9 protein-coding genes and 1 tRNA gene are annotated in these 12,609 nt (G+C 29.1%); 4 read left to right on the top strand and 6 right to left on the bottom strand.

Annotation, left to right across the window (positions count from 1 at the left end):
• Positions 1-10: 10 nt before the first annotated feature.
• The 3 genes from NMG77_RS01520 to ileS form a co-directional block, all read right to left on the bottom strand.
• Positions 11-3,571 carry a fibronectin-binding protein gene (locus tag NMG77_RS01520; RefSeq protein WP_255046003.1) on the bottom strand — a complete coding sequence of 1,187 codons (3,561 nt, stop codon included), beginning with the start codon at positions 3,569-3,571 and terminating at the stop codon, positions 11-13.
• A gap of 150 nt (positions 3,572-3,721) precedes the next feature.
• Complete coding sequence (locus NMG77_RS01515; RefSeq protein ID WP_255034936.1) at positions 3,722-4,225, bottom strand: flavodoxin domain-containing protein; 504 nt, start codon at positions 4,223-4,225, stop codon at positions 3,722-3,724.
• Complete coding sequence (ileS, locus tag NMG77_RS01510) at positions 4,226-6,919, bottom strand: isoleucine--tRNA ligase (protein ID WP_255046002.1); 2,694 nt, start codon at positions 6,917-6,919, stop codon at positions 4,226-4,228. It abuts the gene before it with no gap.
• 76 nt (positions 6,920-6,995) lie between these two features.
• On the opposite strand from ileS, the gene NMG77_RS01505 reads away from it, so the two are divergent.
• From NMG77_RS01505 to trmB, 3 genes are read left to right on the top strand one after another with little or no spacing between them, the layout of a single operon-like run.
• Positions 6,996-7,292 (top strand): TrmH family RNA methyltransferase, encoded by a 297-nt coding sequence (locus NMG77_RS01505; RefSeq protein WP_255046001.1) that lies wholly within the window; start codon positions 6,996-6,998, stop codon positions 7,290-7,292.
• Positions 7,232-7,483: a TrmH family RNA methyltransferase gene (locus NMG77_RS03895; RefSeq protein ID WP_408954338.1), complete on the top strand. Its 252-nt coding sequence runs from the start codon at positions 7,232-7,234 to the stop codon at positions 7,481-7,483. The genes NMG77_RS01505 and NMG77_RS03895 overlap by 61 nt, the downstream gene beginning before the upstream one ends.
• Before the next feature lie 11 nt (positions 7,484-7,494).
• Positions 7,495-8,136 carry a tRNA (guanosine(46)-N7)-methyltransferase TrmB gene (trmB, locus tag NMG77_RS01495; protein ID WP_255034933.1) on the top strand — a complete coding sequence of 214 codons (642 nt, stop codon included), beginning with the start codon at positions 7,495-7,497 and terminating at the stop codon, positions 8,134-8,136.
• Here the strand turns inward: trmB and NMG77_RS01490 are convergent.
• Positions 8,133-10,781 carry a hypothetical protein gene (locus NMG77_RS01490; protein WP_255046000.1) on the bottom strand — a complete coding sequence of 883 codons (2,649 nt, stop codon included), beginning with the start codon at positions 10,779-10,781 and terminating at the stop codon, positions 8,133-8,135. The genes trmB and NMG77_RS01490 overlap by 4 nt on opposite strands.
• A gap of 144 nt (positions 10,782-10,925) precedes the next feature.
• Here NMG77_RS01490 and NMG77_RS01485 point away from each other — a divergent pair.
• A tRNA-His gene (locus NMG77_RS01485) sits at positions 10,926-11,002 on the top strand.
• A gap of 186 nt (positions 11,003-11,188) precedes the next feature.
• Here the strand turns inward: NMG77_RS01485 and rpsU are convergent.
• Together rpsU and NMG77_RS01475 are read right to left on the bottom strand one after the other, a co-directional pair.
• Complete coding sequence (rpsU, locus tag NMG77_RS01480; protein ID WP_255034931.1) at positions 11,189-11,371, bottom strand: 30S ribosomal protein S21; 183 nt, start codon at positions 11,369-11,371, stop codon at positions 11,189-11,191.
• Positions 11,372-11,418: 47 nt separating this feature from the next.
• Positions 11,419-12,576 carry a DUF5454 family protein gene (locus tag NMG77_RS01475; RefSeq protein WP_255045999.1) on the bottom strand — a complete coding sequence of 386 codons (1,158 nt, stop codon included), beginning with the start codon at positions 12,574-12,576 and terminating at the stop codon, positions 11,419-11,421.
• Positions 12,577-12,609 lie beyond the last annotated feature (33 nt).

Below are 12,609 nucleotides of genomic sequence, written 5' to 3'. Positions count from 1 at the left end.
TATTTTAGTTTTATCTGTTACCGTAAGGATCGAATTTAGCTCTTCCCCCGCGTCTTCTGAATGATGGTTGAATTTCTTCGTATTCTGGATATTCATAAGCAGCTTGTGGGTAGTAATGGTTTTCCATTTCATACATAGCTTCATCATAACCAGCGTTGTAAGCATCATCAATCATTAAACGTTCGTTAATACGATTGTTATAAAAATCATTTTGTCTTGGAGCTGGTGAGTGAATAATTTGTGGAGCTTGAGGTACTAAGTAGTTAGGTGGTTGTTGAACTACTGTAGGAGGTAAAGCTAAAATTTGAGGAGGTAATTGTTGCGGTTGTTGTGGAGGTAATTGAGGTAATTGTTGCGGTTGAGGTGGATTAATAGTTTGTTTAAACATATTAGCCAGCATTAATTTTTCAAATAATGTTGGGTTTTCACCTGGTAATTGTAATGGGTTTTGAATAATCGGTGCTGGTGCTGGCGCTGGCGCTGGAGGAGGTGGAGGTAATTGTTGATATTGATGAACAGGAGGCATCATTGGATGGTTATGACCAAAACCACCGTAAGGGTTATTCATTCCCATTGCCATCATTTGTTGAGGCAACATTTGACTCATTTGATTAATTTGCGCCATTTGTGCCATTTGTGCCATTTGAGCAGATTGTCTTAAAGAGTTGTTAATTTGTTGTTGGTGATAAGATAAAGTTTGGTTTAAGTGTTGAGATTGTAATTGTGATTGACTTGCGTAGTTCTCTACTTTACTTACAACATCAGATAACGCTTTTTGTAAAGAAGATTGTAATGTATTCATTTCATTCTTCTTAGCAGTTTCTTGTTCAACCATCTTTTCACTGATTTTCTTAGAAGTAATTTCAGTTAATTTATCAGCAAAAGCTTCAAATTTATTTTCTAACTTACCTTCAATATTAGAAGAAGATTCTTTTAAGCGGTTTTCTAAGTTAGCATTAGCTTCTTTTGATTGAGCGATAATTTGTTCTAATTTTGTAGCAAAATCTTTATCTTGTTTTTCTTTTGCTTGTTTAGATTGCTCAATAATTTCTTCAATCTTAGTTGTAAATTCTTTGCTTTGTTTTTCTTTCGCTTCTTTAGATTGTTCGATAATTTCTTCAATCTTAGTTGTAAATTCTTTGCTTTGTTTTTCTTTTGCTTCCTTAGATTCTTCGATAATTCTATCTAATTTGCTAGCAAAGTCTTTGTCTTGTTTTTCTTTTGCTTCTTGACTTAAATTAAACGCAGCTTGAGTTTGGTTCAATTTTTCAGTTAATAATTCAATTCTCTTTTCAAAGCTTTGAATTAATTCATTACTAGATTGTTGGTAAGTTTCTCTAGAAATTTCTTTAGATTCATCAATAATTTCTCTAGTTTGATCAAGTTTATTAGCTAATTGTTCTAAGCGTTCTTCTAGTTTGAATTGTCTGTCTTCACTTTCATCTTTAGTTTCACTTGATTTATTCTTAATATCGTTAATGTTTTCTAGCAATACTTGTAATTGGTTTTCAATTCTTGAATTTGAATTCTTTAATTCTTGGTTAGAAACTCTTAATTCTTCGTTAGAATTTCTTAATTCTTCGTTAGAATTACGTAATTCATCGTTAGTATTTTTTAACTCGCTGTTACTAGTTTTTAGTTCATCATTTACTTGTTGTAACACTTTTAAATTCTCTGCACTTTCTAATTTAACTTTTTGAATTTCTTGTAAGCTTGCTCTTTGAATTTCTTCAAATTTAGGTAATAAAGCAGATTCGATATCTTCAATCGGTAAATTGATAACACCTTCTTCTTCATCCTCTAGATCATCTTGTTCTTCATTTATTTGATCATCAGATTCTTGAGCACCTTGAATTGTCCCTTCTAATAGGTCGTCATCATCTAATTCATCAGTTGATAATTCTTCATCAGAGTCGTCGTAAATCGGTTTTGAATTAAGTTCAGGTGTAACTGGAGTTTGGTCAGGTTGATTAACTGTTGCTAATTCAGGTAATAAACCTCTTGTTTGGTTAGCAGATCGAGGTTTTTTCTTACGAGGTTTTTCTTCCTCTTCTTCGTCATAGTAAGAAATTAATTCAGTACCAGTGTTGTTCTTTAAGAAGTTTCTTAAGTCATCTTCTTGTGCAGCAATAACATTATTTTCAGGTTGTTCTTCAACTGGTTGAACTTCTTCTTGTTGTTGTTCTTGTTCTCAATCTTGAGCAACTAAAGCATTGTTTTGTTGATTATATTCATCTCACTGTTCTTGTTGAACTGGATTACCATATTGATCATATTCCATTTGTTGGTTTTGATCATATTGTTCTTGCCCATAACCATCATAACCTTGATTATTAGGCAACATACCAATTGGATTGCCATATTCATCGTATTGAACCATAGGGTTTCCGTATTGATCGTATTGCATTTGGTTTTGATCATAACCTTGATCACCACTTGGTAACATGCCTACTGGATTACCATATTGATCGTATTGTTGATATTGAGATTGGTCTTGTGAAGACGGTAAAGCTTCAATTAGATTACCGTATTGGTCATATTGTTGCATTTGATTTTGTCCTTGATTACCGCTAGGCAACATACCAACAGGGTTGCCATATTGATCGAATTGTTGTTGGTTAGAGTTTTGTGATTGTGTCGAACCATTTGGTAACATACCAACTGAGTTACCATATTCATCAAATTGTTGATTTTGATCTTGTGACTGTGCAGAGTGACCAACAGGTAACATAGCAACAGGGTTACCATATTGATCAAATTGTTGATCTTGCCCTTGATTCGAGCCAGGTAACATACCAACTGGGTTACCGTATTGATCATATTGTTGCATTTGGTCTTGCCCTTGACCTGAACCAGGTAACATACCAACTGGGTTACCGTATTGATCATATTGTTGCTGGTTAGGATCTTGCGATTGATTACCAGGCAACATGCCTACAGGATTTCCGTATTGATCGTATTGTTGGTTTTGGTTTGATGAAGGTAGCATACCTATAGGATTGCCGTATTGATCAAATTGTTGTTCTTGACCTTGGTTAGAACTTGGTAACATACCTATCGGGTTACCATATTGATCAAATTGTTGATCTTGCCCTTGATTCGAGCCAGGTAACATACCAACTGGGTTACCGTATTGATCATATTGTTGCATTTGGTCTTGCCCTTGACCTGAACCAGGTAACATACCAACTGGGTTACCGTATTGATCATATTGTTGCTGGTTAGGATCTTGCGATTGATTACCAGGCAACATACCTACAGGATTTCCGTATTGATCGTATTGTTGTTGATTTTGACCTGATTGATTGTATTGTTGATAATAAGGGTCATTTTCTTGAGAATAAGTGTTACCTGATAACATACCAACAGGATTTCCATATTGGTCGTATTGCTGATTTTGATCTGGTTGATTCTGGTTAATAAGCATCCCATTAGCATCATAAACAGCTAATGAAGGATCGCTTACAGGATTACCATTAGCATCATATCCATATGATACTAATGATGATTGTTGTTGGTATTGGTCGTTTCCTTGGCCAGGTTGGTTGTAATTGTTTTGATTGTTATCCATTATTGTATGCCAATTGCAATTTTGAAAGCAATATTAATTTTGTAGATATATGAAAAACCTTCTGAAATAATGAAAATTCAGTATTAGGTCCATTATCATACATATTATAACAAAAGAAAAATTAATAAAAATTATGAAATTTTATAGTATCTAACTTAATTTTTCATTAATTAAGCTAGTTCAGTTAGTAATTCTTCAATCAGTTTTATCAGGCTGAGAATCTTGGTCAATTAGTAAGCCAACAACCTTATTTTTATAATAAGCTTTTGACTCTTCAAAGTTATATTCATACTCTTTTTTATCAATCATTCCGATTATTTTAGCTTTTTTACGGTTAAGAATATCAAATAACTTTCCGACACCATCACAGAAAGTGTAAGGATAAGTTTGACTATCCCCACACCCGAATAGTAAAAATATTTTATTAGTTACATCAAGACGTTTAAATTCGAAATCTAATCAAACATCTAAGATATCGCCAGTCCCTCAAGTTGATGTACCAAAAATAATTACATCATATTGATTAATTTCATCAACATTGGTTTTTGTTACATCTAATAATGTTGTTGGATATTTAATTTGATTATTGATTTTCTTGGCAATCAACTCAGTTGTACCAAGATTTGTTCCATATACTATAGCAATCTTTTTCATCTAAACTAATTCACTGCAACGATCACAAATTTCGTTGTTTTTATTACTTAATTCTTTAAAGTAGTTTCAACATCTTAAACATTTTAAGAAATCGGTCTTTTTAACGGTGATTTCTTGATTTTTTGTAAATAAAACATCAGCAACATTCAATCATTGTTTTAATGATTTAACTAGTTGTTTATTTGTTTCTAAATATTGGCTAGATAAATAAACAACAGCTTCATTAGATTTAGATAATATCTTGTCTTTTCTTAATTTTTCAATTTCAGCATAAACAGCATCTTTAATATTATTAAATTCATTATCTAATTGTTCTAGATCTATATCAGTTTTAATTTCAAATAAACTTGGAGGATTAATTAAATAAATTGATTTTTCTTTATTAGGAGCGGTATAGAAACTGTAAGCTTCTTCACAAGTATGAACTAAAATTGGTGCAATTCGGTATAAAGCATTAATAAAGATGTAATTTAAAGTAGCTTGAATAGCTCTTCTTGAACTATCATCTTTTTTATTACAATATAAACTATCTTTAATCAATTCGAAGTATCAAGATGACAGATCAACGATCATCTTATTGATTTCTTTAGTAATTTCTAAATAATCATAATTTAAATAAGCTTGATCAATTTTTCTAAAAGATTTATTCACTTGATTAATTGTTAATAAATCAGCTAAACTAAGTTTGTAAGTTTTTAAATCTTTAAAGTCGAAATCGTTTAAATTACCGAGAATAAATCTGAATAAACTGTTGCGAATTTTACGGTAAATTTCGCTATTTTGTTCAATTATCTTGTTACCAATTCTGTGGTCATTTGAATAATCAATTGAAGCAGCTCACAATCTTAAGATATCAGCACCTTTATCTTTGATAATTGTCAATGGATCAATAACATTTCCTTGTGATTTTGACATCTTGAATCCTTTTTCATCAAGAGTAAATCCATGAGAAATTAATTCTTCATAAGGAGCTGTTTTGTTCATCACTGTAGCACATATCATACTTGAGTTGAATCAACCACGGTATTGGTCGTTTCCTTCAAAGTAGATAGCAGCTTTATTTTTAATACCATTGTGTTTTAATATATTAAATGAAGTGCCTGAGTCAAATCAAACATCTAAGATATCAGTTTCTTTGTAATAAGTTTTTCTTGGATCGTATTTATTAGTTAAGAAATACTTAGCATCATGTTGGTATCATGCTTGAACACCTTCAGTTTCCATAATTCTGATTGTGTTATCAATAATCTCTTTATCAAGAATTGGTTCCTTATTTTCATCAAAGATAATCGGAATCGGTAAACCTCATGTTCTTTGACGAGAAATACATCAGTCAGAACGCTCAGCAATCATACTTAACATTCTTTTTTCATAACGTTCGTTTGGATATTTAACACTTTTAATATTATTTATCAATTGTTCTTTAATTGACTTAATATTAATGAATCATTGCTTAGTAGCACGGTATATAACTGGTTTTTTACTTCTTCAGTCATGTGCTGCTTGGTGTTTAATGAAATCTAATCCTAATAATGCATTCTTCTCTTCAAGTTGCTTAGCAATAATCTTATTAGCATCGTCATAGAAAACACCAACTAAAGATTGATCATATACAGTGTTATCAAAACAACCTTCATCATTAATCGGAACGTAAGCATCAATCTTATAGCGCTTACATACTAAAAAGTCGTCTAACCCAAATCCAGGAGCAGTATGCACTAACCCTGTACCATCAGAATCACTAACATGTTCTCCTAAAACAACAAGACCTTTTTTGTCTGGATATAGACAGTGTGCATATTCAATGCGATCAAGTAAATATCCTTTAATTTTCTTAATTACTTTCGGCGAATTGAATTGAAATTTTTCTACTAATTTATCGTATAAATTTGAACCAACTAAGTATTTTTGTTGGTCAGATTCGAATAGTGTATATTCAAATTCTGGGTGAACTGAGATAGCTAAATTTGATGGTAAAGTTCAAGGAGTAGTTGTTCAAATAATTAAATTAACATCTTTACCAATTAAATCATTATCTAAAGTTCTAAACTTAACATAAATACTTGGACTTTTAACTTCTTTATATTCTACTTCAGCATCAGATAAAACTGATTTAGATGATCAAGATCAATAAATCGGTTTGTAATCTTGATACACTAAACCTTCGTTAATCATCTTAGCAAAGACTTTTAATTGGTCTATCTCATATTGCTTATCATAAGTGTAATAACAAGCTTTAAAATCAGTAATTAAACCAAGAGTTTTGAATTGTTCTTTTTGGTTTTTAATCTGGTTAATAGCAAAATCACGACATACTTCCATGCGTTCTAATACTGATAATTTAAAGAATTGTTCTTGCCCAAGTTTCAATTGAACAGCATGTTCGATTGGTAACCCATGAGTATCTCACCCAGGGATATATGGACTATAATACCCTTGCATTAATCATCTACGAACAATGATGTCTTTAATGATTTTATTCATCGTGTGACCAACGTGAATATTCCCGTTAGCATATGGGGGGCCATCGTGTAAGATTAACTCTTTATTATTCTTATTTTTTTCTAATCTTAATTGATAAATATTATCATCTAATCATTGTTGTTGAATCTTACTTTCTTTAGTTGAAAGATTAGCCTTCATCTCAAAATTAGTTGAAGGCATTAATAATGTATCTTTATAATTTTTACTCATATACCAGATTTAATATTTTAAGTTTGTAAAATATACTATTTTTATTTTATATTTTAATAATTAAAATTATATAGATATGTCATCAAAAATTAATATTGTTTTATACCAACCACAAGATCCAAGAAACGCAGGAAACATCGCTAGAAGTTGTGTTGGTTTTAACGCAACTTTACATATGATTCATCCTTTTGGCTTTTTTATTACAGATGAAAAATTTAAAAGAGCAGGATTGGATTATTGAGATAAACTAGAATTAAAACAATACGCAAGTTTTGATGAATTCTTAAATAAAAATAAAATTCAAGATAATTTATTTTTATTTACAAAAAAGCGACTAATTATTTATCTAATATCGATTTTAACGATTATTTAGATAATAAAGGAGTTTTTCTTATTTTTGGTAAGGAAACTAGTGGATTGCCAAATGAGTTATTAGAAAAATATCAAAATTACTTAGTAAAAATTCCAATGCATGATAATATTCGGAGTTTTAATTTATCAAACAGTGTAATCTGTGCGTTGTATGAACTAAGTCGTCAAAATCAATTTAAGAATACAAAATAAATAATTAACTTATGCGTATTAGAAATATCAAAGATGCTAATCTAAAAATTACAAAGGTTCGTAATACTATAAAAATTGAACAATTAATTGATATCCTTGATTTCAATAAAAATAATGTTTTAGAAATCGGTTCTGGTAAAGGTGGTTTTATTTATCAAAAAGCATTAAATAATCCTGATATTAATTATTTAGGAATCGAAAAAAATGCAACAGTTATTTTAAAAATGATAAATAAGTTTTCTGATATCGAAAATTTACAAAATTTATCGATTTTAAACGGTGATTTTGCAATAATTCAAGAAAATATTCCTGAGCAAATTTTTAGTAAAATTTACTTAAATTTTTCAGATCCATGACCTAAGAAACGTCACGCAAAAAAACGTTTGGTGGATTTAGAATTCTTAATGAAATATAAAAGAATTTTAAAACCTGATGGTGTTATTGAATTTAAAACTGATAATGATGGATTATTTGAGTATGCGATCGAAACAATACAATCAAATGATCAAATAAAAATCATCGCTTTAACTCGCGACTTGCACAGCCTAGATGAAAACGATGATTTAATAAAAGATAATGTAATTACCGAATACGAACAACGTTTTATTAATCTTAATAAGAATATTAATAAAGTTGTTTTTAAATTTATCTAATTAGATAAATTATTAATCTTAGTTGAGCTAACTCTGATAACTCTTCAGATATAGCTAAAAGCATCTTCGTATTTATCAAATGTTCTAGTAACATTCCCTAATCTAATTTCATAGATTAAATGAAGATTATTAATTCTTACTAATTTTCCATTATCATATAAGAATCTTGTAGAAGGATCAATTGTTAATGTGCTAGTAGCTGTTGAGGTAATATTTTTTAATTCTTGTTCAGTTGGTCATTGATCATTTTGATAAGTTTCTTCATAAACAATATCACCTAATCAATTACGTAAAACTAGAATATTCTTAGATTCTTGAATTACATTAACTAATTCTGGTTTAACTTCACTTCGATATTTAATAATCTTAGAATTAGTTACCGATGGATTAATTGTTAAATTAAACGCTTTAGCTAATTTAGTCGGCTTAATTGAACCATCTTTATTTCAAGCAATCAAAACATCATAAACATTAACTAAGTGCTTGTTATTAACATTATCATTAGAACTAAATAATGTATTGTTAAGTGCTTGAATAATTCCGTAAGGTTCAACATCACTATTCGATTTATCATCAGGATTGTTTAGCAACGTTGCTTTATGTCCTGGTGTTGGTGTAATTCCGAATTGGCTATATAGGTTTTGGATATCAAAATTAGTTACATTATATTTAACTAATAAATTATCATCATTTAACGGTTTTAAAGTAATTTTTTTATAAGTCGGATTGTATGAGATAGTATTTGAAACATTAGTTAATAAACTATTAACTCGGTTTGGATAAATCTTTTTATATTCTTTTAATGAATCCGCTAAAGTATCAATAGCAGTTTTTGATAATTCATTACTATATCTCTTTAAGAAAATATTCTTAAAATTATCATCACTTAAAATATTTAATCCAAATAAAGGTTGATCGTTATATTCTATAACAAACATTTTGTCTCTTGAATTTAATGTATCATTCAATGAGAATAAATTACCTATTAAGTTTTGTAAAGCAGCACCAGTATCGATATTTACTGCTTCGTTAGATTGAGTTAATGCTGATGTAAATTCTATATTTAATTGATTAGCAATAACTGAACTCATATAAGTTCTTATATCATCTCGTGATGTGTTTGAGTTAATATCAAAACCTTCAAAAATCTTTTTAGTAAGAACTCTTATACTTGCATCAATAATACGATCAATCAAGACCATTTTTTGGGAATTGGTTGATGAAGGAATTGCTGCGTTTAATTCATTTCTGAATTTTGTTATATTCTCTTCTGAAACTTGGTAGCTATTAATCTTATTTTGGTTAATATTCAAACTAATAGACATATTAACAAATTTAGCTGTTGGATTTACATAAATTCCAACATTATTGTTGTAGTCGATTTGCGTAGATCAACCAATCCCGCCTTGATCACCATGGACAATAGCATTAATCTTACTATTTTTATATCCACCAAATAATCCTTTATCACTATTTTCAATGTAGTTATCAGCAATAATCTTATTAAATGCTGTATATACTGGATTGCTTTTTAAAAATCTATCTCTGAAGATAACGGGGTCAGTGAAACTTTGAACACTATCAATAAATTGATCTAAATTATTAAAAGAACCAAATTTATTAACATTTTCAGTTGATGACCTTAAATAAAAAGGAAGTTCATATTCAACTGAAGCACTTTTGCTGATCGATAGATAAGGAACACCAAATCATACTCTGAAATCTTTATTGTTATTATTTACAGTTCCTTTAATATTAATGAATAAGTTATTTCATAAAAAGTTATTAATAACGCTAAATAACTTATTGCTAAGATTTGAGATGAACATCTTATTTAACAAGATTGCATTATCGACTTTATTGTATTGCGTATGATCTTCATTAAGTTCATATAACTTTAAATTAAAATTTGTGTTATTTAAATTTAACGAATCAATTGCTAAATTTTTAACTTTTAAAATATCGATTAAATTTAAAGGATTGATGTTAATTTTTGTAGGTTTGTCTTTAGTAACATCTTCAAATTCATAATAATAAAGATCTTTGAAAAACTTATCAAGTTTATCATCCATAGTTTTCTCAATTAGATCATCACTTACAATGTTCGGAGTCGGATCTTCAACAGCTTCATTTTCACCATAAATTAAACCATTGGGGCTTTTTATGTAATGTTCAGGCTTACCAATTCTTTCTAACGAAGCTTTTGTTTGATCTGAAGTATATTTATTGTCTTGTAATAAATATGCTGGACGGTATTTGTGCGGTCTAAAAGAAGAATCATTGATATCTTTTAAACCATCTGCATTAATAATTTCACCTGTTGATGGATCTTTTTTAATTCCATCACCGATCATTAGTTTTCTTGTAACAAAATTATTAGCAACTGATAAGAAATAAGATGCTGCTTGTTTTTCTGTGCTAAAGGTGTGATTGTTAAATGCAATATTAGATTTTAAAAACTCATTTGGTTTAAGCGGATCATAACCATTCAAACCACCTACTTCTGAGATCGTTTCATCATTTTGTCTAATATTGAATAGATCTAATGCTTTGTCTTTTTGGTAGTAATACAATCCACTCATCATCGAAGCTATACCTAAACCGAATAATGTAGCTCCAAAAAAGACTTTTTTAAATAATTTCATATATGAACTGCGTTAGCACTTATTAAGTAATTATAACATTTTTACCCTATAATATTGATATAGCTCAATATAAAAGATTATTGCTTATTAATAATTTTTGTTTGCTAATATTTATTATATAGTATAATATACACTGTGTTTATGGCGGTTGTGGCGAAGCGGTTTAACGCACCTGACTGTGAATCAGGCATGCACGGGTTCAAATCCCGTCAATCGCCCCATTAATAACAAATCATCAATATTATTTTATAAAAATAGGGACAAGTCCCTATTTTCTATTTTTTTGTAAAATTACCGCATTTTTAATATTTTTTAACTTTTCTCTTTCAATAAAAATGCTTGTTATTGGTGAAAAATATAAAAAAGTTATAGCGTTTAAGCTATAACTTTTTTATTGTATTTTTGGATTAGTACATTCGGTGTTTTTTTTGTAAACGTTTTCTAGCCGCTTTTTGTTTTTCGCGTCTTCTAATCCCTTTTCTTAGGTGGTATTCGTGTCTTAGAAAAGATCTTTTAGTTTCGCTAGCTACACGTTTAAATTTACGTAAAGCCAATTCAAGATCACCATCTTTTACTTCAACCTTAGGCACAAAATTACCTCCTTTACTAAATTTAACATCCTATATATTATAAGATATTATCTTTTTTTGTGAGAATAAGATTGATTAATATTTTCAATTTCTTTGGTTAAGTTTTGTCTGAATTCCTTAGTTTTTTCGTATTCAATTTCAGATTTCTTGCGAATTCATTCAGCTTTTTTGAATTCAGAATTAATTAAATCAGAAGTTGATTTGATTTCACGAATTTTTTGATCAAGTTTCTTTTGAAAAAAATCATTCATTTCATCTTGATAATTAGCAACTTTTTTATTATGTAATAAATCTAGCTCTTTATCAATATCAGGAATTGATTTTGGTAATGTATTATATTTAACTTCTGGAATACTTTCATGTGGTTTTTGGAATGGTTTTGTAATTAATTCATCATCAGTTTGAGTTTGAACATTTTCATGTTGATATTCTTGTTCTTGTTCATCAACAAAACCACTTACAACTTGACGATAATTTAAATATTCTTGTTTTTTACTAGCTTGTTTTTTTTCGTGTTCTATTAATTTGGTTGCAAAATCATTATGAAAATCAATAACTAATGAAGCTTCGTTGATATTTTCTTCAAACTCGTTCATTTTTTTGGTTGAAAAACGATCAGAACGTTCTTTAATATTTTTGTTTAAATATTCTTTTTTAATTTCTTTAATCTGTTTTAAGATATTATGAACTTCATCGTAATCATAACGATAATCGTGTGGATCACGCTCACCTTTTTTAAAGGGAATATTGAGAATTGATTTCATTCATTCGCGTTTAGTTAATCCTTGTGATTTTGCCTTTTTTCAAGATTTTTTTAACGCTTTTTTTTCGTAACTATTCTCGGGGTTTAAAAAGTTAATTAACAACCTTACTCTTAAACTATCAGCATAAAAAAGTTGATCATAAACATTAAACAGTTCTTTTGATAACTCTTGTTCTGCCTGCTCTTTGTTTTGTTCTTCTTGTTTTTTTTGAGCTATTAATGCCTTGAATTTCTTAAAGTCTTCTTCGCATTCTTTTCCGTAAGCTTTAATAAATCCATGGATATCAAAATGTCCGTAATAAAGTTTGCAGTCCTTGATGTATCTTGATCATTCAAAATCAAAACCATAGAAGTCTTTATAACCTTCTAAGAATGCTTGCCATTTAGAGATATCTTTATATATCGCTTCTTTAGTTAAGTTTTGTTCAATCTTACTGCTCATACTTTTTTTTAATTATACTAAACGCTAATTTAG

Origin of the sequence: Mycoplasma bradburyae (assembly GCF_024339025.1) — a bacterium.
Taxonomy (GTDB): domain Bacteria; phylum Bacillota_I; class Bacilli_A; order Mycoplasmatales; family Mycoplasmoidaceae; genus Mycoplasmoides; species Mycoplasmoides bradburyae.
Note: the sequence above shows the minus strand (reverse complement) of the source record. Positions and strands in the feature narration are given on the sequence as shown.